At 67.0% G+C, this 19,911-nt stretch carries 19 protein-coding genes; 13 read left to right on the forward strand and 6 right to left on the reverse strand.

Annotation, left to right across the window (positions count from 1 at the left end; translation table 11 throughout):
* Positions 1-61 precede the first annotated feature (61 nt).
* Both ACGFH6_RS12160 and ACGFH6_RS12165 read left to right on the forward strand, forming a co-directional pair.
* Positions 62-1,126, forward strand: coding sequence for an alpha/beta fold hydrolase (locus ACGFH6_RS12160; RefSeq protein ID WP_393382911.1), 1,065 nt, complete (start codon positions 62-64; stop codon positions 1,124-1,126).
* A gap of 141 nt (positions 1,127-1,267) precedes the next feature.
* Positions 1,268-2,143 (forward strand): alpha/beta fold hydrolase, encoded by an 876-nt coding sequence (locus ACGFH6_RS12165; RefSeq protein WP_393382912.1) that lies wholly within the window; start codon positions 1,268-1,270, stop codon positions 2,141-2,143.
* A gap of 1 nt (position 2,144) precedes the next feature.
* On the opposite strand, the gene ACGFH6_RS12170 is transcribed toward ACGFH6_RS12165, so the two are convergent.
* The gene (locus tag ACGFH6_RS12170) at positions 2,145-3,128 is read right to left on the reverse strand and encodes a LacI family DNA-binding transcriptional regulator (protein WP_393382913.1); all 984 of its coding nucleotides are present in this window, start codon (positions 3,126-3,128) and stop codon (positions 2,145-2,147) included.
* A gap of 104 nt (positions 3,129-3,232) precedes the next feature.
* Positions 3,233-4,003 carry a glucosamine-6-phosphate deaminase gene (locus ACGFH6_RS12175; protein ID WP_393382914.1) on the reverse strand — a complete coding sequence of 257 codons (771 nt, stop codon included), beginning with the start codon at positions 4,001-4,003 and terminating at the stop codon, positions 3,233-3,235.
* A 362-nt stretch (positions 4,004-4,365) separates the two neighbouring features.
* On the opposite strand from ACGFH6_RS12175, the gene ACGFH6_RS12180 reads away from it, so the two are divergent.
* Genes ACGFH6_RS12180 through ACGFH6_RS12215 form a run of 8 tightly spaced genes read left to right on the forward strand, consistent with a single transcriptional unit; the run spans position 4,366 to position 12,050 of the window.
* Positions 4,366-5,400, forward strand: coding sequence for a LacI family DNA-binding transcriptional regulator (locus ACGFH6_RS12180; RefSeq protein ID WP_393382915.1), 1,035 nt, complete (start codon positions 4,366-4,368; stop codon positions 5,398-5,400).
* Positions 5,401-5,456: 56 nt separating this feature from the next.
* Entirely contained in the window at positions 5,457-6,734 is a 1,278-nt protein-coding gene (locus ACGFH6_RS12185) for an ABC transporter substrate-binding protein (protein WP_393382916.1), read from the forward strand.
* A complete protein-coding gene (locus tag ACGFH6_RS12190; RefSeq protein WP_393382917.1) occupies positions 6,727-7,716 on the forward strand; it encodes a carbohydrate ABC transporter permease in 990 nt (329 codons plus the stop codon). Before ACGFH6_RS12185 ends, ACGFH6_RS12190 begins: the two co-directional genes overlap by 8 nt.
* The gene (locus ACGFH6_RS12195) at positions 7,713-8,603 is read left to right on the forward strand and encodes a carbohydrate ABC transporter permease (RefSeq protein WP_393382919.1); all 891 of its coding nucleotides are present in this window, start codon (positions 7,713-7,715) and stop codon (positions 8,601-8,603) included. Before ACGFH6_RS12190 ends, ACGFH6_RS12195 begins: the two co-directional genes overlap by 4 nt.
* A 6-nt stretch (positions 8,604-8,609) precedes the next feature.
* Complete coding sequence (locus ACGFH6_RS12200) at positions 8,610-9,362, forward strand: PIG-L deacetylase family protein (protein WP_393382921.1); 753 nt, start codon at positions 8,610-8,612, stop codon at positions 9,360-9,362.
* Positions 9,363-9,407: 45 nt separating this feature from the next.
* Positions 9,408-10,160 carry a PIG-L deacetylase family protein gene (locus ACGFH6_RS12205; protein ID WP_393382922.1) on the forward strand — a complete coding sequence of 251 codons (753 nt, stop codon included), beginning with the start codon at positions 9,408-9,410 and terminating at the stop codon, positions 10,158-10,160.
* The gene (locus ACGFH6_RS12210) at positions 10,157-11,221 is read left to right on the forward strand and encodes a Gfo/Idh/MocA family protein (protein WP_393382924.1); all 1,065 of its coding nucleotides are present in this window, start codon (positions 10,157-10,159) and stop codon (positions 11,219-11,221) included. Before ACGFH6_RS12205 ends, ACGFH6_RS12210 begins: the two co-directional genes overlap by 4 nt.
* 1 nt (position 11,222) lies before the next feature.
* A complete protein-coding gene (locus ACGFH6_RS12215) occupies positions 11,223-12,050 on the forward strand; it encodes a sugar phosphate isomerase/epimerase family protein (RefSeq protein ID WP_393382926.1) in 828 nt (275 codons plus the stop codon).
* Between the two features lie 158 nt (positions 12,051-12,208).
* Here ACGFH6_RS12215 and ACGFH6_RS12220 read toward each other — a convergent pair whose 3' ends face one another.
* From ACGFH6_RS12220 to ACGFH6_RS12230, 3 genes are all read right to left on the reverse strand, one after another.
* Positions 12,209-13,450, reverse strand: coding sequence for a hypothetical protein (locus tag ACGFH6_RS12220; RefSeq protein WP_393382927.1), 1,242 nt, complete (start codon positions 13,448-13,450; stop codon positions 12,209-12,211).
* 63 nt (positions 13,451-13,513) lie between these two features.
* Positions 13,514-14,599, reverse strand: a complete 1,086-nt coding sequence (locus ACGFH6_RS12225) for a glycoside hydrolase family 43 protein (protein ID WP_393382928.1) — start codon at positions 14,597-14,599, stop codon at positions 13,514-13,516.
* A gap of 194 nt (positions 14,600-14,793) precedes the next feature.
* Complete coding sequence (locus ACGFH6_RS12230) at positions 14,794-15,912, reverse strand: nucleoside hydrolase (RefSeq protein WP_393382930.1); 1,119 nt, start codon at positions 15,910-15,912, stop codon at positions 14,794-14,796.
* A gap of 195 nt (positions 15,913-16,107) precedes the next feature.
* Between ACGFH6_RS12230 and ACGFH6_RS12235 the strand changes: the two genes are divergently transcribed.
* The gene (locus ACGFH6_RS12235) at positions 16,108-17,073 is read left to right on the forward strand and encodes a PEP/pyruvate-binding domain-containing protein (protein ID WP_393382932.1); all 966 of its coding nucleotides are present in this window, start codon (positions 16,108-16,110) and stop codon (positions 17,071-17,073) included.
* A 78-nt stretch (positions 17,074-17,151) separates the two neighbouring features.
* On the opposite strand, the gene ACGFH6_RS12240 is transcribed toward ACGFH6_RS12235, so the two are convergent.
* The gene (locus tag ACGFH6_RS12240) at positions 17,152-18,126 is read right to left on the reverse strand and encodes an Acg family FMN-binding oxidoreductase (protein WP_393382934.1); all 975 of its coding nucleotides are present in this window, start codon (positions 18,124-18,126) and stop codon (positions 17,152-17,154) included.
* Positions 18,127-18,311: 185 nt separating this feature from the next.
* Here ACGFH6_RS12240 and ACGFH6_RS12245 point away from each other — a divergent pair, with 185 nt between their 5' ends.
* Positions 18,312-18,872, forward strand: coding sequence for a hypothetical protein (locus tag ACGFH6_RS12245; protein WP_393382935.1), 561 nt, complete (start codon positions 18,312-18,314; stop codon positions 18,870-18,872).
* 98 nt (positions 18,873-18,970) lie between these two features.
* On the forward strand, positions 18,971-19,903 hold the full coding sequence (locus tag ACGFH6_RS12250) for a universal stress protein (RefSeq protein WP_393382937.1): 933 nt from the start codon (positions 18,971-18,973) through the stop codon (positions 19,901-19,903).
* Positions 19,904-19,911 lie beyond the last annotated feature (8 nt).

Genomic DNA, 19,911 nt, shown 5'->3' on the forward strand with positions numbered 1-19,911 from the left:
GCGCCACCTTCCGCCTCGTCTGCAGCTGATGATGCGGAGCTGCTCTCGCTACGATCGGGAGATGGGGCAGAAGGTCGGCTACTGTGCGGCGCCGGATGCGGTGAAGCTGGCGTACGCCGTCCATGGTGGCGGTCCGCCGATCGTCAGGGTGGCGACCTGGATGACCCATCTGGAGTTCGACTGGGAGAGCCCGGTGTGGCGCCATTGGCTCGATGCTCTCGGGGACGGTCACACCCTGGTCCGGTACGACGAGCGCGGCTGCGGGCTCTCGGATCGCGACGTCGACGACATCTCGTTCGATGCCTGGGTGGCCGACCTCGAAGCCGTGGTCGATGCGGCCGGCGTCGACCGGTTCGCGCTGCTCGGGGTCTCGGCCGGTGCGGCGGTCGCGGTCGCGTACGCGGCTCGTCATCCCGAGCGGCTCACGCATCTGGTCCTCTACGGCGGATACGCGCGCGGCCGGACGCTTCGGGGTGCGGGCGAGCGCCGGCTGCAGGAGGCGCTGGTCGCCGCGATCTCCGCCGGCTGGGCCACCCCCGATCCGACGTTCCGGCACCTCTTCAGCATGCTGTACCTCCCGGCCGGCACGGCCGAGCAGATGGGGTGGTACGACGACTTGCAGCGACACGCCACCTCGGCCGCGACCGCGGTCCGTCTCTACAACGCGCGTGGCCGCCTCAACGTGATGGAGCTCGCGGCGCGGGTCCGGACGAGGACGCTCGTCGTTCACGCAGCCGAGGACCGAGTCGTGCCGGTGGACGAGGGCCGGCTGCTCGCCACCTTGCTCCCCGGAGCGCAGCTGGTGCTCCTGGAGTCGGCGAACCACATCCTGCTGTCGGACGAGCCCGCGTGGGCGAACTTCGTCGCGGAGTTGCGTGCCTTCCTCGGGACGGAACCGGCCACTGCGCGGCCCGGAGCCGGAATCGACGAGCTCAGCCCGCGGGAGCTGGACGTCCTCGCGCTCGTCGCGGCCGGACTGACGAACGAGGTGATCGCCGAGCGGCTGAACCTCAGCGTTCGCACGGTGGAGCGTCACCTGACGAACACGTACGTCAAGCTGCGTGTCTCCGGCAAGGCAGGACGTGCGGCCGCGGCGGCCAGGTTCTCCGGGGCGCAGCGTCCCTGATCGGTGCTGCTGCGTGTTGGCCGCCATCCACCCGCCGCGGCATTGCGTGCTGGCTCCGATGCGAGCGACTCATGCGGCTGCCTACCTTCACAGGTATCAGGGCAAGCACCCGGGTCCCGGGCAGTTCGAAGGAGGCATTCGATGGAGCACATGGTCAGTTCTGACCGCGCATCGGCGGTTCTCGCCGAGCCGACAGCGACGTACGACGTCCGCGGCGGGGGAGGTGTCAGGCTGCATGCCCGGGAGTGGGGAAACCGGCAAGGGCGTGCTGTTGTCTTCATTCACGGCTGGTCGGCCAGTCACGTGTGCTGGGCGCACCAGATGCAGGGCCGGCTCGCCGACGACTTTCGTCTGGTGGCGTTCGACAACCGGGGTCACGGCATGTCCGAGAAGCCGTTGAATGCGGACAGCTATCGCGACCCGCAGTTGTGGGCGGACGACCTCGCCGCGGTCATCGATCAGTTGCACCTGGACCGGCCAGTGCTGGTCGCATGGTCCTACGGCGGGTTCATCGTCTCCGACTACCTCCGGGCGTACGGCGAGGACCGGATCGGTGCCATCAACCTGGTCGGGGCCGCGGTCATGCTGAAGCCACCCACCTTCGACCACATCGGCCCCGGTTTCCTCGAGAACGCTCCGGAGGCGAGCATGCCCGACCTGGCCACGAACATCGCCGCCGTACGTCGCTTTCTCGGCGTCTGCACCGCCGAGCCGTTCGAGCCGGACGACTGGAGCGCGGCCCTGGCCTGGAACATGGTCGTTCCTCCCGAGGTCAGAGGGGCGTTGATCTCGCGCGAGATCGACAGCGACGACGTACTGACCACGCTCTCCGTGCCCGTGCTGGTCACCCACGGACGCTCCGACATGATCGTGCTCCCCTCAATGGCCGAACACGTTCTCAACGTCTGCAAAGTCGCCAGGCCGTCCTGGTACGAAGGCGTAGGCCACATGCCCTTCACCGAGGCTCAACCTCGCTTCGACCACGAGCTGGCCGAACTCGCCGCGGACGTCGCCTAGCTCAGGTCCTCGGGGCAGGTCCCGACGACTGGCGCGGGGTGAAGTCCCCTTGGATCCGGAGCGAGTCCGGCTGCTTCCCCGCCATCACCTCGCCCAGCAGCTCCACCGCGGCCGCGCCGAGCCTCCCGATCGGCGCGCTCACGGTGCTGAGCTTCGGGGTGAGAACCCTGGCCAGCAGTACATCGTCGCAGCCGACGATGGACCGATCGCCCGGCACGGAGAGTCCCCGTTCCGCAAGTCCCGCGACGACGCCGCAGGCGGTCAGGTCGTCGAAGGCGAAGGCCGCCGTCGCGGGGGAGTCGGCGAAGGCCGCGGCGCCCTCCCTGCCCCCTTCGTACGAGGCCTCGAAAGGCCCGAGCTCGATGAGCTCCACATCGGCCGAGGCGGCCCACTTCCTGATCGCGGAGGCACGCTGCCGGGCCGCCCAGGACGCCGACGGGCCGTGCAGCAGGGCGACCGTCTCGTGGTTCAGGTCGCGAAGATGGTCGCCGGCCTGCGCGAGCGCCGCGGAGTTGTCACAGATCACCGTGGTCGAATGCATCATCTCCCGGTTCACCACGATCGCCGGTGTGGAGCCGAGCGCGTCGCGCAGCCGGGCCGGGGTGCCGCGCGGCGACGCAACGATCACGCCGTCCACCTGACCTGCCAGCCGCCGGATGAGCGCAGCCTCCGCGGAGGTGCTCTCGCCCGCGTCGACCATGATGACCGAGGCATCGTTGTCCGCCGCCGCCTGCTGGATCGCGCGGACCAGCGGCGGGAAGAAGGGATTGGTGATGTCGGGGATGAACAGCCCGATGGCGCCCGTACGGCCGGTGGCCAGGCGGCGTGCCGACTTGTTCGGCTGATAACCCAGCTCATCGGCCTTCGCGAGGATGCGCGCCCGTACGTCGTCTCGCACCTGATCCGGACGGGTGAAGGCCCGGGACACCGTGGACCCCGACACCCCGAGGGCGTCGGCGATCGAGTAGATGGTGACCTTCGTCATGGGTCGGCTTCCTTCGGCTCTCGGGCACCGGCGCGATCGGCACTCGCCCCCGCGTGCACTCTATCGACATCACGGCACCTCTCACGCAGCTCGGGAAGGTGCGGTCAGGCGCCCAGAGTCGCGCGCAGTCGACTCGCGGCGTCCGCGTCCAGATAGAGGGTGCAACCCGGGTGAGTGCGGAGGATGGTGCTCGGGCAATGTTCGCCCAGTGGGTCGAGCAGGGTGGCCCGAACGGCCTCGGCTTTGCTCTCCTTCGACACGACACAGAACAGCCGGGCCGCGTCGAGCAGCCGGGGAACGCTGAGCGTCAACGCGCGTGTGGGTACGTCGTCGAAGGAGTCGAAGCACTCGTCGTCGACCTGCTGTTGCCGGCAGATCTCGTCGAGCTCGACAACCTTCACGGCCTGCGGGTCGTCGAAGTCCGCGACGGGCGGGTCGTTGAAGGCGATATGGCCGTTGACGCCGATGCCCAGGCAGACGATGTCGATGGGTGCCTCCGCGAGCAGATCTGCGTAGCGACGGGCCTCGGCGGCCGGCCCGCCGGTCGGGTCGAGCACATGTCCGGTGCCCAGTGGCACCCGATTCCACAGCGCCTTCTTGAGCCAATTGCCGAAGCCGGCCGGATCGTCGGCGTCGAGCCCGATGTATTCGTCCATATGGAATGCTGTCACGGCGGACCAATTGATATCCGGTTCGGCCAGTAATGCATTGATGGTCTCTGCCTGGCTCGGTGCGGAGGCGAAGATCACTCGTGCTTCTCCCTTGCGGGAGATGACCCGGCGCAGCTCGGCCGCGATATCGGCTGCGGCCGCCCGCCCCGTCGCGACGGGATCGGAGAAGATGCGCACCCAAGGCTCGATCGTTGGCGTTGTCATGCTGCATAGCTTGGGCTGCAACCGCTTGCAGGTCAAGCCACGCGGACGCGGCTCCGAGCCGCTTCGCAGGCGTGCCGGCGTCGAACGGCCAGGCGGTGCGGCCGACTAAGCAGTCCAGAAGTCGTTGACCTGCAAGCGGTTGCATGCTCTAATGACCGAACGATCCAGAGAGGGCGGACGTCTCCCGGCCGGCGCGAGGAAATCCTTCACGACTCTGCGGGAGATTGTCAGTCGTGCGCGTGCAGAGAATCGGCGACAAACGATCCGCCGAAATCTCCGCGGCCATTCCCTCGTATTGTCCATGCTTTGTTCGGTTGGCTTGATGGAGCGTTTTACTAAAACGTTCTACCAGGAGGTCGGCGATGAGCTCTGATCGAGTGACGATCCGGCAGATCGCCGAGATGAGCGAGGTCTCCGTGAGTACGGTCTCGAACGTCCTGAACGGCCGCACTCTGCGGATGTCGGCGGAAACCCTCGAACGGGTCCGCGGCGTCATCTCGACACTGCGCTACCGCCCCAGCAGCATCGCCCGCGGGCTGGTCACCGGACGCACCGCGACCATCGGGCTGGTCGTCGCCGAGATCGAGACGGCGCTGTTCTTCAGCGCTGTCGGTGCACTCGAAACGGCCGCCCGCGCCGCGGGCTACAACCTGATCGTCTGCCACGCTCGCGGTTCCCGGGACGAGGCCGAGGTGGTCACGGTACTGCGCACGAAGGGCGTGGACGGGATCATCTTCATCGCCAACTCCGAGGCGGTGGACAACACCCATCTGACCGAATTGCCCGCCGCCGGGATCCTCGCCGTCGTCGTCAACCGACGGCGTCCCGGCCCGGAGTTCGGCCGGGTCACCTGGAACGATCGGTCCGGCGTCGCCGGCGCCGTCGAGCATCTCCATGATCTGGGGCACCGGCGGATCGCGCTGCTGCGTGGTCCCAGGTCCCGTGACAGCACTCGCGAGCGTGCCGCGGGCTACCGCCGGGGGCTCAAGAACGTCGGCCTGCCGTACCAGGAGGAGTATGTCCGTCTCGCGGACTACACCGCCGACCCGTTGACCTGGGAGCAGGCCACCAGCGACCTTCTCGATCTCGACCCCGCGCCGACAGCCATCATCGCCTCCGACGATTCGGTGGCGGCCGTCGTGATCCGTACGTCCCAGCGCCGGGGGCTGTCCGTTCCCGGTGATCTGGCCGTGGTCGGGATCGACGACCAGATGTTCGCAACACTGCTCAATCCTCCGCTCACCACCATCCGGCTTCCGGTGAAGGAAGCCGCAGAACGCGCCCTGGAAATGCTCGTCGACGCCATCGCGGGGCAGTCGATGCGTGAGGTCCGGCTCGCTACGGAACTCGTGGTCAGGGATTCCAGCTCGCCAGAACCTCGCACCAACGTCAGCTAGCCGGATGCATGCATCCGGCGAGGTCGCCGGACCGTCCAGTCCTGGAAGGAATGAACATGATCACGAGGCGAAACTTCTTAGCGGCCGCCGGCCTGGCCTCGCTGTCCGCCGCCGCCCTCACCGCCTGCTCCGGAGGTTCGGCCGGTGGCGGCGCCAAGGGCGCGGCGAATCTCGAGGTCATCTGGTGGGGCGCCGATGACCGGGCGGCGATCACCAACTCGATCCTCGAGCTGTACGGGACGAAGCACCCCGGAAACACCGCGAAAGGGCAGTTCCTGCCGTTCGGTGACTACTTCAACAAGCTCAACACGCTGGCCGCGTCGAACAGCCTGCCCGACATCATCCAGCTGAACCTGCCGAATCTCGCTGCCTACGTCAAGAACGGCCTGCTGCTCGATCTCGGCGATGTCGATCTGGGTGACTACGCCAAGGCGTCGCTGGAGACCGGCAAGATCGACGGCAAGCTCTACGGCATCAACTTCGGGTACCAGTACCTGACCGTCATGTACAACACCGAGCTCGTGAAGAAGAGCGGGCTGACCGTTCCGAAGGATCCGGCCGACTGGAACGCGTGGGGCGACTTCGGCGTCGAGCTGGCCAAGAAGCTCGGCGGTGGCGTGTACGGCATGAGTGACAACAGCGCCGAGTCGAACACCTGGGCGTCGTGGCTGACCAGCCGTGGCAAGGGTCTCTTCTCGACGGACGGCAAGCTGGCTCACGACGAGGGCGATGCCGTCGCCTGGTACCAGTACTGGAGCGGTCTCCGCGACCGCGGCGCCATCGCCCCCGGTGCGGAGAGCCAGACCTATGTGTCCAACGGCGGCGCGGCTGTCGATCCGCTCACCACCGGCAAGTCCGTGATCTCGATGAGCCCGATCGTGCAGTTCCAGGGCTACCAGAAGGTCAACAAGGTCCCGCTGGGCCTGGCGCCCTGCCCGAGCGGACCGGCGGGGCGCGGTGAGGTCAATGCCTTCTTCGGCTGGGGCATCTCCTCGAAGACGAAGAATCCGCAGGCCGCCAAGGATTTCCTGAATCTCTGGTTCACCGATCCGGCGGCGTTCAAGGAGCTCGGCCTGGACCGTGCCATCCCGGCCTCGAAGAAGCAGCTCGACACAGTGAGTCAGGGCGCGACGGGGGCGATCAAGACCATGCTCGGATTCATGGACTCCTACACGATCTCCCCGGCCTCGCAGCCTGCCTCGCCGCCGAGCATCGGCAGCAAGGTCCAGGACAGCCTGACCCGGGCCGCCGAAGCGGTGCTGGCCAAGAAGCTGTCCCCCGAGCAGGCCGGCGCGCAGTACTTCAGCGAGATCAAGGCCGCCGCCGGTGAGTAGTTCGCTGGTCCGCGGAGCGGGCGAGCAGGTCGAGGTGCCGGCCCCGGGCACCTCCGACCTGGCTCGCCCGCCGGCGGGCGCGGCGATGAGCAAGAAGGGCAGGAAAGGCAAGAAGGGCAAGGCGGGGTACCTGTTCCTGACCCCGTGGATCATCGGCTGCGTGTGCCTCACGCTCGGGCCGATCATCGCCTCGCTGTACTTCTCCTTCACCGACTACAGCCTGCTGGCCAGCCCGCACTGGGTCGGCTTGAAGAACTACAGCGACATGTTCCACGACAAGCGCTACTGGGCTTCGGTCATCGTCACGGTGAAGTACGTGTTCATCGGGGTGCCGATCAAGCTCGGCATCGCACTGCTGATCGCACTCCTGCTCAAGGACGGCATGCGGCACATGTCTGTCTACCGGGCGATCTACTACGTGCCCTCACTGCTCGGTGGCAGCGTGGCGATCGCGATCCTCTGGCGCCAGATCTTCGGTGACCCGGGCATCTTCCAGTCGTTCCTGGCACTCTTCGGGATCGAGAGTCAGGGATGGCTGACCAGCCCGGCCACCTCGCTGAACACGCTCATCGTCCTGGAAGCCTGGCAGTTCGGCTCGCCCATGCTGATCTTCCTGGCCGGCCTGCGCCAGATGCCCCAGGATCTGTACGACTCGGCGGCCGTCGACGGTGCCGGGCCGGTACGGAAGTTCTGGAACGTCACGCTCCCGCTGCTGACCCCGATCCTCTTCTTCAACCTCGTACTGCAGATGATCGGATCGTTCCAGGCCTTCACGCCCTCCTTCATCATCAGCAGCGGCACCGGCGGACCCGTCGACAGCACGCTGTTCTACACCCTCTACCTCTACATCCAGGGCTTCGGGAACCTCCAGATGGGATACGCCTCCGCGATGGCCTGGGTGCTCCTGGTCGTGGTCGGCGCCATCACCGGGCTGTTGTTCTTCACCGCCAAGTACTGGGTTTTCTACGGAGATTCGAGATGACGACGAGCAGCATCGACGTGGGCCGGGTCCGGATCCGGCCCCGGGCGAAAAACACGAAGCCGCTGTGGCGCCGGATCGTCAAGCACGCGGTGCTGGTGCTCGGAGCCGTCCTGATGATCTACCCCCTGCTGTGGATGTTCGGATCGTCGTTCAAGCCGGAGAGCCAGATCCTCGGCACCGCGAATCCCTTCCCCGGTCAGGACGCGAACCTCAAGGGCTATATCTCCGGCTGGTCGGCGTTGGGCTTTCCCTTCTGGCGTTACTTCCTCAACTCGTTCGTCATCTGCGTGCTGTGCATCGTGGGGAACCTGCTGTCCTGCTCGCTGGCGGCTTTCGCCTTCGCCCGGCTCGAGTTCCGGTTCAAAGGCAAGATGTTCGCGATCATGATGGGCACGATCATCCTGCCGTTCCACGTCCTCGTCGTACCGCAGTTCGTGCTCTTCCGCACGATGGGCATGGTCGACACGATCCTGCCGCTGGTGGTGCCGAAGTTCCTGGCCGTCGACGCGTTCTTCATCTTCTTGATGATCCAGTTCATGCGGAACGTGCCCCGCGAGCTCGACGAGGCGGCGGCACTGGACGGCTGCGGACCGCTGGGACTGTACTGGCGGATCATGATGCCGCTGTGCCTGCCGGCGCTCGCGACCACGGCGATCTTCACCTTCATCTTCACGTACAACGACTTCTTCAGTCAGCTGCTCTACTTGTCCGACACATCGAAGTTCACCGTGCCGCTGGCGCTGAGATCTTTCATCGACAACACCGCGACCTCGAACTACGCCGGCCTGTTGGCGATGTCGACTCTCGCGCTGCTGCCTGTCATCGGGTTCTTCCTCGTGTTCCAGAAACTGCTGGTCGAGGGCATCGCCACGACCGGCATCAAGTGAGGTGACATGTACTTCAAGGATTACCGCAACGTCCTGGTGGTCTTCGCCCATCCCGACGACGCCGAGGGGCAGTTCGGCGGCACGATCGCCCGGCTGGTCCAGCAGGGCGCGGAGGTCAACTACGTGTGCTGTACGGACGGCAGCCGGGGCGGCACCGATCCGGCGATGACGGATGCCGAGCTGACCGCGATCCGTGCGGCGGAGCAGCGGGCCGCCGCCGATCTGCTCGGCGTCAAGGAGGTCACGTACCTCGGCCGGAAGAACGGCACCCTGGAGGTCACCGTGGACCTGCGCCGGGACATCGTCCGGGAGATCCGCAGGCACAAGCCTGACCTGATTCTGACGCTCTCGCCGTTCCGCGTGCTCGACGCGCCCATCGGGCTCTCGCACGCCGATCACATGAACGCGGCGGAGGCCACGCTCATCGCGGTGTATCCCGAGGCCGACAGCCCGCGTGCCTATCCCGAGTTGCTGGACGAGGGGTTCGAGCCGCACAGCGTGAACGACGTCTGGATCCCCGCGGTGAACGAGGCCGACCGCATCATCGACGTCACGGACACGGTCGAGCTGAAGGCACGGGCCTGGTTGTGCCACAAGAGCCAGGCCGGCGCCAAAACGGGCAGACCGGCCTGGTCCTTCGAGGCCCGGATGGGCACGAGGATGCGGGCCGCAGGGGCCAGGATCGGCGTCGCCTTCGCCGAGAGTTTTCGCACCATCGAGATCACGACCTCCGAACCGGCTCCCAGCCCGCAGGTCTGAACCCCGCCGGGTCCATCCCCGGCCGACGCACTCTCGAGGAGACCGATGTATTTCAAGGATTACCAGCGCGTCCTCGCCGTCTTCGCCCATCCCGACGACGCCGAGTTCCAGTTCGGCGGCACCGTCGCCGCGCTGACCCGGCGCGGAGCAGAGGTGAACTACGTGTGCTGCACGGACGGCAGCCGCGGCGGCACGGACCCGTCGATGACCGACGCCGAGCTGACCGCGATCCGTGCGGCGGAGCAGCGGGCCGCCGCGGACGTGCTCGGCGTCAAGGAGGTCAGGTACCTGGGGCGGAAGAACGGCACGCTGGAAGTGACCGAGGATCTCCGCCACGACATCGTCCGCGAGATTCGGCGCTACAAGCCCCAGCTCATCCTCACGATGGCGCCGTTCCGCGTCCTGGACATGCCGATCTCGCTGTCCCACGCGGATCACATGGCGGCTGCTGAGGCGACGCTGATCGCGACGTACCCGGAAGCCAGTAGCCCGCGCGCCTACACGGACCTGCTCGACGAGGGGTTCGAGCCGCACCGGGTCAACGATGTCTGGATCCCGGCCAACGGCGACGCCGACCGGATCATCGATGTGACCGACGTCGTGGAACTCAAGGCCCGCGCGATCAAGTGCCACACGAGCCAACTCGGTGGCAAGACCGGCAAGCCCGCCTGGAGCTTCGACGACCGGCCCGGGCCGGCGTTGCGCGCGGCGGGTGCGAAGATCGGCGTTGCGTTCGCGGAGAGCTTCCGCAACATCGAGATCCTGAAAACCGAACCAGCGAAAGGCCCTCAGGTATGAGTGACGACATTCTCGGCTTCGGCATCGTCGGATGCGGTGTGATCAGCCGCTGGCATGCCAACGCGTTGAGCGAGATTCCCGGCGCGAAGCTGATCGGCGTCAACGACGTGATCGGTGAGCGTGCCGACGCTCTCGCGGCGGAGTTCGGCGTACAGAGCTTCGAAAGCCTCGATGACCTGCTGGCCCGCGACGACATCCACGTCGTCTGCGTCACCACACCGAGCGGCCTGCACGCCGAGATCGGCATCGCCGCGGCGCAGGCGGGCAAGCACGTGCTCGTGGAGAAGCCCATCGACGTCTCGCTGGAGATGGCGGACAGGCTGATCACCGCCTGCGCCGACGCCGGCGTCCAGCTCAGCGTGATCTCCCAGCACCGCTTCGACGACGGGCTGCAGGAAGTGCGTGGCCTGATCGATTCGGGACGGCTCGGCCGACTCGTGGTCGGGACGGCGTCGACGAAGTGGTATCGCACGCAGGGCTACTACGACGGCGCCGACTGGCGAGGCACCTGGAAGCTCGACGGCGGTGGCAGCCTGATGAACCAGGGTGTGCACTACGTCGACCTGCTGCTGTGGCTGATGGGTCCGGTGAAGAGCCTGGTCGCCCAGGCGAACACCCTCGCGCACGACATCGAGGTCGAGGACGACGCTGCGGCACTCGTGCGCTTCGCCAGCGGTGCCGTCGGCACGGTGCATGCGAGCACCACGATGTACCCGGGGCTGCCGGAGCGACTGGAGATCTGCGGTACGGAGGGCTCCGTCGTGATCGACGACGGGACCATCGTGATGAAGGAACTGAAGGATGAGAAGGGGGAGACCGGTGCCTATGGCAACCGTAAGTCGACCTCGTCCGAGGGCATCGCGGCGACATCGGCCGCCTCCGATCCCACCGCCATCAAGCACGAGGGACATCGCCGCCAGATGGTGGATCTGATCAGTGCGATCAAGTCGGGTACGCCGCTGCTGAGCTCAGGGCAGGACGGCCGCCGGGCACTGGAGTTCATCCTGTCCGTCTACGAATCCTCGAAGGCCGGAGCGTCGGTCGAGCTGAGCGGAGACTGACATGTGGACACTGTCCGGTTTCGCCGATGAGATCTCACCTGAGCTCCCGGTGCAGTGTGAGGTACTGAACGGCTTGGGCATCGCCCACATCGAGGTCCGCAGCGCCTGGAACACGAATGTGCTCGACCTGGACGACGAACAACTGGCCGCCGTGGCCGCGCAGTTGCGCGACAGCGCCATCCAGACGTCCTCGATCGGCTCGCCGATCGGCAAGATCTCGGTCGCCGACGATTTCGACGAGCACTTGCGCCGGTTCGACAGGGCCCTGCACGTGGCGCAGGTGCTCGGGGCGCCGTACATCCGGATCTTCTCCTTCTACTATCCAGACGGCGACGAACCCAAGCAGCACCGTGACGAGGTACTGCGGCGGCTGTCGACACTCGCAGAGCGGGCGGCGGGGCGGGACGTGATCCTGTTGCACGAGAACGAGAAGAAGATCTACGGCGATCTGCCGGAACGCTGCCTCGACATCATCGAGTCCGTCGGCTCGCCGAATCTGAAGATCGCCTGGGATGCGGCGAACTTCGTCCAGTGCGGGATCTCTCCCTTCCCGGAAGCCTTCGAGCTGTTGCGGCCACATCTGGAGTACGTGCAGATCAAGGACGCCCTGTTGGCCGACAAGCGCGTAGTGGTGGCGGGCGCCGGCGACGGCGGCGTCGTCGAGACGATGCGCGCGCTGAAGGAGGACGGCTTCGACGGGTTCTTCTCGATGGAACCTCACCTCAGCGTCGCCGGCCCGGCCGGAGGCTTCAGCGGCATCGAACTGTTCCAGCAAGCCACAAACGCCTTCGTCGGCATCCTCGAACAGGAAAACATCCCCTACCGCTGATCCAGCAGCGCGACAGGATCGCGGAGAAGAAGCTGCTCTCAGCCAGCTGGCCAAAGCTCCAAGTGGATGGATGTGGGGTGGACGTCAAGCTGAGCTGCTAACCGGCGACTGCTCGACACGACCAGTTCCTGCGTCAGGGCGCTCACGCTCAGACGTGGTCAGCGGTTGGTGATGACGAGGGTTGGTGGGTCGTGGACGGGGCCCGGGAGTGGGGTTGTCTCGTAGGGCTGCCGGAGTCCGGGGTGCCAGGCGAGTAGCCGGGTGCGGGATCCCGCGTTGAGGGCGATCACGAGCCAGTCTCCACGCCCGGTGAATGCCAGACCGGGTTGAGACTTGGCGGGCAGTTCGATTCCGGGCACGATCTCCAGCCGGCCGGTGTCGAGCCGCATGATCGCGATGTCCACGGGTGGGAGCGGGTGGCCGTCGAACTGTGAGTCTGTCGTTGCTCGTTCGATCAGGAAGGCGACCCTCGTGCCGTCAGGGCTGACGACGCCGCAGCAGGCGGGGCGGGGGAGAGGGGACCCGAGGGTCTCCCCTCCGGCGGTCGACCGGCGGCGCAGCGTGCACGATGACGCGTCGTCGTCACAGCCACTGGTCCAGAGGACTTGGCCTGCGCCGACCGCGAGCGGCGCCACGTGTTGTTCGAGCTTGGCTTGCAAGCGACCGGTGCGTGCGTCGACGAGCGAGAGCCAGGTCGGTGAGATCCCCGGATCGGGCTGCATCTGGCCGACGATCGTGTCGCCCACGATTGCGGATGCGTAGAAGCCGTGCGGCAGCTGTACCGGCTGCCCGCCAGCGACCGGAGCGATCGTCGCGTAGGGGTTGTCTATGCCACTGGCGAAGGAAGCGATCCATACCCGGTTGCCATCCGTCAGCGGTGACTCGGTGGGACCGAGTGGGCGGATGACGCTCACCCGGTGATCGACGCTGATGCGCAACATGGCATACGGAGCCGACTCGTCGCACGATTCGGTCGTCGCGTACGCCGTGACCGGATCGCCGGCCAGGACAGCGGCGTACTCGCCCGGACGGACGACCGCGTCAGGCAAGGTCGTCGCGCGGCCGCTGTCGAAGTCGACGAGTCGGAGCCGGTCTCCGCCGAGCAGCACCTGGATTCCGGTGCGCTCCGCGGGTGGTGCACTCGACACGATCGGCAGCAGCGTGTCCGCTCCGCAGGCGCCGGGTGCCGTCGGCCATGCGTGCGCCGTCCGCCCGTCCGGGATCGTGCTGATCAGATCGGACGGGCTGGGACCCGGCACGGCCTGACGGTGCGAACGATCCGTCGAGGCGTGGAGGACGATCAGGGTCAGCACCACCAGGACCAGAATCCATCCGGCCCTTCGGCGCCCACGTCCCGAAGCCTTCCCGACTTCGAGGACCTCGTCCTGATCGTGCTCCACACCACCATGAAAACACCGCCGGTTGTCGCTGGGCGCGTGTGCGAAGCACGGCGAAGTAGGTCATCACCGCCAGTTGTCGGCCGGGCGCCGAGATCGACCTACCTGTCCCGGCGAGGCGGGTGGGAGGAATGCGGGGACAGTTGGTGTGGCGCCGTCCTGACCCCATACGAGTCTCGCGGCGTACATGACGCGCCTCTTGTTCGGGTCGGTGACCACGCCGTCGTACTGGCACGGCTGATCATCTGATGTGCACACCCAACCGTGGAGGTAGATCAGGTCCGGGCCGCCGCCACCGGTCACGACGTCGGCTCCGCCGGGGCCGCACAGGCCGGTGCTGGCTTGATCCAACAGCACATGCTCTTGCTTGTCCGCGAACGACCAGGGATCGGTCGACCGCCGCCACACGGTCGAGTAGCGGCACTGGTCGAACCAGTTCGCCGATGCCAGGAGGACGTACTGGTCGCCGCGCTTGACCATCACCGGGTTCTCGATGCTGTCTGCGTGCTGCACCAGTTCGTGGCTGAGCTCGCCTCGGCTGTGCAGGCCGTCTGCCGACAGCGGGAACATGCGGATGGTGCCGGGCGTCTTCTGTGTCTTGTACAGCAGGTAGCGCCGACCGTCGGAATCCTGGAAAGGACTCGGGTCGATCACTCCGGCGGTCGGATCGGGGCGATCCGCGGCCGGGTCCTCGCCGCCGAGGATGGGGCAGATCAGTGGAGCGTCGGTCGGTGTGTAGGGGCCGCCGGGATCGTCGGCTATTGCCGTCCCGATGCACCGTTGTCCGGCGAAGCCCTTCGCCTGCGCCGCGTAGTACAACACCCAGCCGGCGGAGGTCTGCCAAGCATCCGGAGCCCAGACCGCGCCCGTGCCGGCCGCCCAGGCTCCCCAACCGCTCAGCGCGTTCGGTTGGGCTGTCCACGGCCCGCCGGGTGTGTTGGATCGTGCGACCTCGCCCAGAGGACCGCCGGTCATGAAGGCGTAGTAGTGGCTGCCTACCCGCAACAGACCTGGGTCGGCCGCACTCGGACCGTATACCGGCGCTGGCACCTGCCGCTGTACTGCTGCCGCACTTGACCCGACGGTCGACAGCAAGGCGACCGCGCACGCGGCCAACGCGACGACCAACCGTGTACCCGTTCGACCGCTCACGCCACGCCTCCTCGGACTCGCCGCGACCCTGCCGGATGGTCTACGACGATCTACCCGCGAATGAGAGACCCAACGGTATACGTTGATTTACAACGCTGTAAACCCAAGTATGTAGGTCGATTTGACAGTCGAACAGCTGGTGTAGCTGGGCGTCGCGCGGCCATTTGCCTCAAGCATCGAACGCTGTACTTCGTTCAGCGCCGGCCGCCGTTGAGGACTGACGTGAACGTGCCTTCGAACCGTGCACCGTCGGCGGCGTATCCGACCAGTTGCGGCGTGCCGTCCGATGTGACGATCGTACGGCCCGACGAAGCGCCGTCGAGGACCACGGAGACACGTCGTGACCGGTACTGGACGAGGTCGTCGCACGGCCCCAGCACGAGTGATGTGGCCGCGAGCGCGTCCCACCAGAACATGATGTCGAGCTCGATCAGCGGAGGCAGGTCCGGTTGCGTGAGGATCGCGTGGACAAGCCGCGCCTCCGCGGTGTCGGCCGAGGCGCCGAGCCGATCGACGTACGCCTGAGTGATCATCACGTGGTTCGTGGCGTCCAGCGGAACGATCCGGACCCGGCCGGCAGGCATCGTCCGGAACACGAAGCCGGCCGCGTTCGGGTCGATCCAGAGGTTGACCTCCTGGGTGTTGTCGAACCCACCGGTGGTCGAACCGAAGAGATTGCCCGGTACGTCGAACGCTCCGCCCATCACGTAGAGCGAGGCGATCTTCTGCGCGACACCTCGGTGTTCGCGCAACGCCGCGGCCACGTTGCTGAGCGGGCCGGTAGCCAGCATTGTCACGGGCTCACGCGAGCTCAGGACCGACGTGGCGATCAGTTGTGCCGCTGTCACCGAGGACGGTTGGTCAGGTTGGTCCGCGTCGTCGAGCGCTCCGGTCAGGACGCGCTCGAATGTCTCCCTCGCCTCTGGCGGTGCCAGGTGCACACCGGTCGGTGAACCGTCAGCTACCGGAACGCGCGGCAGACCGCACTTCCGGAGAATCGTCCGCGCATGCGTCAACGAGCGACCTGCCGTACCGATGCCGTTGTTCACCACGGTGACGGCGCGCAGTTCGATCCGGCCTTGCTTGTGCGCCTGACAGAGGAACGCCAGCGTCGACGCGTCATCGAAGTCCAAGTCACTGTCGTAGACAACCGGAACAGGATGGTGCCCTGCCGGCTCCGCGACGGTGGCCGCCGTGGCCGGAGCTACTCCGACGGAGGCAATGCTCAGGGCCGCCCCGGCTGCCAGTGCGGCAATGCTCCTCCGGAACCGGACTGTCCATGCAGGTGCGCTGATCCGCTTGGCTCGCTTCATCGACAACTCCAAGGTCGAACCGATCGAAGCGACGAGTCTTCCCGACCTCGCTTTCAGTTCGCTTTCATCCCGAACGGCGGGGCGGAGTTGTCCCGAAGACGGGACTTTCGGCTCTGAACACACTGCGGCGCGTCAACCAGTGTGGAAGTACAGGGAAGTGAGCAGTTAGAGAAGTCGAGGTGGAGGCGGTACCTGATGAGCACCGACAGGATCGTTCGTCTTCAGGACGACGCCGCGACCGACCCTACTGAGGTCGGTGTGAAGAATTCTCGGCTGGCAGAGCTGTCGCGGGATGGCATCCGGGTTCCGGCCGGCTTCGTGGTGACCGCGGCGGCGTACGAGGAGTTCGTGCGCGAGGGGCGGCTCGGTCCGGTGATCGCGCGTGAGATCCGCAGATACCGGGCGGGGCGGGACCTGAGGGTAGTCGCGGCCGCGATTCGCACGGCCTTCTGTGCCACATCGTTGCCGCCCGCCTTGGCCGACGACATTCTCGCCGCCTACGAGGAGCTGGGTGGCGACGGCACGGAGGTCGCCGTTCGCTGCAGCCCGATCACCCCGCAGGAGGGGACACGAGACGCGCTCTTCCTTCATCTGAACACCGGAGCCGATGTGCTCGCCGCGTGCCGGCGATGCTTCGCGGACCTCTTCAGTGCTGCGGCGGTCGGCAACCGCGAGCTGTGCGGACCCGACCACCTGACTGCGGCCATGCCGGTCACGGTCCAGCTGATGGTGCGGTCCGACCGTGGCGGCTCGGGTACGGTCCACGGCGAGAGCACGTTCGTGCGCATTCGCGCCGCGTGGGGTCTGGGCGAACCTGCTGCCGACGATCCCGACCAGTACTCGATCCACCCGGGCAGCCATCCGATGATCATCAGGCACCGCGGCGCCAAGCAGACCAAGACCGTGTACGCCGGACGCCGCGCCACGCGGCCGATTCCGACCACACCGCAGGAGCGGAGCGGGCTGGTTCTGTCCGACGACGAGTTGCAGGTTCTTGCGCAGTGGTCCGTCCTCGCCGACGCGCACTTCAAGCGGCGGATGGAGCTCGACTGGGCCAAGGACGGGGTATCCGGCCAGCTCTACGTGGTCGAGGCGAGGCCGCTGACCTTCCCGGCAATCGTCATCAGCACACCATCCAGAGCCGGCGTCCTTCAGAACTGAACCGGCCGGCCGGACGAGCAGATGTGAGCTTCGACGTACGGGCCGACCAGCGACCTGATGAGTCTGCTCGTTCGGTTGTCAGAACCATCGGTCGAAGGACTCGCGCCAGTCGCGGCGCGACGTACTGTGCCCGGAGTGAGCCGGGTAGCCGATGCGCATCACCACCTGCGGCCACGAGCGGTCGCCGAGGAGCTCGCGTACCGCGGCGCGCGCCGTGTTGTGCTCGAGCAGTTGATGGAGGAATGACGCGGCGAGATCGTAGGAGGTGGCGACGAGCAGCACGCGCTCCAGGGCCAGGCCGGCTCGCAGCCAGGCGGCCGCGTCTTCTTGCGGCGTGCACAGGACCGCGAGGTTCGGCCGTTGCTCGAAGACGGCCTGACTGCGGTGCGTACTGCCGAAGCCCGTGGACAGGTCACGGACGAACGCCGGTCGAATCGGTAGTGGGCCGAGCGCGCTCTCCTCGACGCCGTCGGATGATCGGTCTCCGCCGATCCAGCGGAGCCGCTCGTGCAGGCGGTCCTCGTCGTGCAGCTCTGTGTCATCGACACGCCGGAGCAACTCGCCGAGCTGGGATGCCTCGTCTGCGTCGAGCCAGCGCAGAGTCGCGCGCTCGGCCTGTGCGGCCTCGTCGAGTCGTGCCAGCACCCGCGGTGCGATGACCTGATCGAGCATGGGCCCGCGATAGGTGTGCCTGCGACGCAGCTCGCCGTACAGACGGCCCAGTTCTGGCACTGGGGTCTTGCGGTCGGCCAGGAAGATCCGCGCCACCACGTCCGGGTGGTGGGGGTCGGGGTCAGGTGCCAGCCGCGATTCGTGGCCGAGCATCGCCGCTGCGATCCGCAGGTTGAAGACGGCAGCGCCGATCCCGATCCGCGCCGCGCGACCGGCCGCATCCGCGACGGGCAGCGTGCGCTCTCGATCGAGCAGCACGTCGACTACCGGACCGTGGATCTCGAACCGCCACGGCTGCGTGTTGTGGATGGACGGGGCGTGCGTCGCTGCAGTGAGCAGGATCGCCACCTCGTCCTTGGTCAGGGTGGATGTCGCGTTCATCTCGTGTCCGTTCCGGCCCAGGTCTCGTGTTCTCCCAGCGTGTGGACAGTACGGAGCGGTTGCCAGCGGCATGGGTCCCGGCTTGGAGGGACTTTCGGCTCGCGGTGGTGAGGTGCGACGGCTCTGACCGCCGTGGGGGGAGCGGGCAGACGATCGAAGTGTCGAATCCAACGAAAGGAAAGACGATGACCACCACGCCGCACCGCCGCGACCTACCGGCTCCGACAATGGAGCCCGACGGCGATCGCCACCTGATCGTCACCACAGCTGCGGGCCGTGCGCTCGCGGTACTTCGGATTGCCTTCGGCCTGACGTTCCTGTGGCCGTTCTTCGACAAGCTGTTCGGTCTGGGCTACGCCACTCCGTCCGGCAAGGGCTGGATCGACGGTGGCAACCCGACCGCCGGATTCCTGGGCAAAGGCACCAGCGGCCCGCTGGCCGACTTCTACCAGTCCCTGGTCGGTGACTGGTGGGTGACTCCGCTGTTCATGGTCGGCCTGGCCGGCATCGGCCTCGCGCTGACGCTGGGCATCGGGATGCGGATCGCGGCTGTCAGCGGTTCGCTGCTGTACCTGATGATGTGGTCGGCGAACCTGCCGCCGGAGAACAACCCGGTCCTGGACGAGCACATCCTCGGCGCCATCACGCTCGTCGTCCTCGCGCTCGTTGCCGCTGGCAACGTGTGGGGCTTCGGCGGATGGTGGGGCAAGCTCGATATCGTCCGCCGCTACCCGTGGCTGCGGTGACCACAAGGCCCGTGCCGCCTGAGTCGTCCTGTCCTACGCCCGTGCTCGTTGGTCGTAGTTCCGGCCCCAGGCCTGTAGTGACAGAGAGGTAGGAGAAAATGAGTACCTGGAACAGGACCGGCCCGGTTGTGGTCGAGGTCGACGGCAGCGCGGAGAATCTGCGGATCGTGGACTACGCGTCCGCGGAGGCGCTTCGGTGTGCTGCTGAGCTCGTGCTGGTTGCGCCGTACTCGGCGCATGCCTCGGTCTCGCCGATGATGCCGGGGTCTTCGCCGAAGGCGCCGGCCGAGCGCGCAGACGACGCGCTGCGAGCGGCTGTTGCACATGTGCGGCATCAGGACGGCTCTGCGACCGAGCTGGCCGCCGTTGCCGGCGAGGGTTCGCGGGTCCGGGTCCTCGCCCAGGCCGCACGGAACGCGAGGATGCTGGTGGTCGGCCGATCACGCAGTCGTGGGCCGCAGCGGCTCATGCATGCCCACACCAACCTCACGCTGGCGAGCCGCGCCGGCTGCCCGGTGGTCGTCGTACCGGCGTCGTGGAAGCCGGGTCTGATGGATCGCAAGGTTGCCGTCGGCATCGACGGTACGGCGCTGTCCGACGAGGCACTGGAGTTCGCGATCGGCACCGCGGCCGGGCGGGAAGGCGACCTGATCGTCGTCCACGCCGGTCTGCCCTCCGAGCACGCGTGGAACGACGAGGATCCGGACCACTCGTGGATCAGCCGCGCTGACCACCTGTTGTCCGAAACCCTCGCGCCGTGGACGGGCAGGTTCCCGAACGTGAGAGTGACCCGGTTCCTCAGCAGCCGCCAGCCGGCCGCAGCGCTGGTGCACGAGAGCAGCGAGGTCGGCCTGGTCGTGGTCGGCTCACACACCGGTCCGTTGCCGGTCGACCCGGTGGCGCGCCGCTCGGTTTCCGCGATGACCTGCCCGGTCGCGATCGTGCCACACCACGTGACCGCCACCGAGCACGAAGAATCGGAGCACCTCCGCGACGCCCGGGCCGGCGAGCTGGTCGTTCCGACGTACTGACACCGCAG

Source organism: Kribbella sp. NPDC049227, assembly GCF_043197265.1.
Taxonomy (GTDB): domain Bacteria; phylum Actinomycetota; class Actinomycetes; order Propionibacteriales; family Kribbellaceae; genus Kribbella.

Excerpts from the sequence above, each read along its gene's own strand:
- ACGFH6_RS12175 (WP_393382914.1), bottom strand. The coding sequence starts at position 4,003 with ATGACAACGCCAACGATCGAGCCTTGGGTGCGCATCTTCTCCGATCCC.
- ACGFH6_RS12235 (WP_393382932.1), top strand. The coding sequence starts at position 16,108 with ATGAGCACCGACAGGATCGTTCGTCTTCAGGACGACGCCGCGACCGAC.
- ACGFH6_RS12210 (WP_393382924.1), top strand. The coding sequence starts at position 10,157 with ATGAGTGACGACATTCTCGGCTTCGGCATCGTCGGATGCGGTGTGATC.
- ACGFH6_RS12205 (WP_393382922.1), top strand. The coding sequence starts at position 9,408 with ATGTATTTCAAGGATTACCAGCGCGTCCTCGCCGTCTTCGCCCATCCC.
- ACGFH6_RS12230 (WP_393382930.1), bottom strand. The coding sequence starts at position 15,912 with ATGAAGCGAGCCAAGCGGATCAGCGCACCTGCATGGACAGTCCGGTTC.
- ACGFH6_RS12165 (WP_393382912.1), top strand. The coding sequence starts at position 1,268 with ATGGAGCACATGGTCAGTTCTGACCGCGCATCGGCGGTTCTCGCCGAG.
- ACGFH6_RS12180 (WP_393382915.1), top strand. The coding sequence starts at position 4,366 with ATGAGCTCTGATCGAGTGACGATCCGGCAGATCGCCGAGATGAGCGAG.
- ACGFH6_RS12240 (WP_393382934.1), bottom strand. The coding sequence starts at position 18,126 with ATGAACGCGACATCCACCCTGACCAAGGACGAGGTGGCGATCCTGCTC.
- ACGFH6_RS12215 (WP_393382926.1), top strand. The coding sequence starts at position 11,223 with ATGTGGACACTGTCCGGTTTCGCCGATGAGATCTCACCTGAGCTCCCG.
- ACGFH6_RS12185 (WP_393382916.1), top strand. The coding sequence starts at position 5,457 with ATGATCACGAGGCGAAACTTCTTAGCGGCCGCCGGCCTGGCCTCGCTG.
- ACGFH6_RS12195 (WP_393382919.1), top strand. The coding sequence starts at position 7,713 with ATGACGACGAGCAGCATCGACGTGGGCCGGGTCCGGATCCGGCCCCGG.
- ACGFH6_RS12250 (WP_393382937.1), top strand. The coding sequence starts at position 18,971 with ATGAGTACCTGGAACAGGACCGGCCCGGTTGTGGTCGAGGTCGACGGC.
- ACGFH6_RS12245 (WP_393382935.1), top strand. The coding sequence starts at position 18,312 with ATGACCACCACGCCGCACCGCCGCGACCTACCGGCTCCGACAATGGAG.
- ACGFH6_RS12200 (WP_393382921.1), top strand. The coding sequence starts at position 8,610 with ATGTACTTCAAGGATTACCGCAACGTCCTGGTGGTCTTCGCCCATCCC.
- ACGFH6_RS12160 (WP_393382911.1), top strand. The coding sequence starts at position 62 with ATGGGGCAGAAGGTCGGCTACTGTGCGGCGCCGGATGCGGTGAAGCTG.
- ACGFH6_RS12170 (WP_393382913.1), bottom strand. The coding sequence starts at position 3,128 with ATGACGAAGGTCACCATCTACTCGATCGCCGACGCCCTCGGGGTGTCG.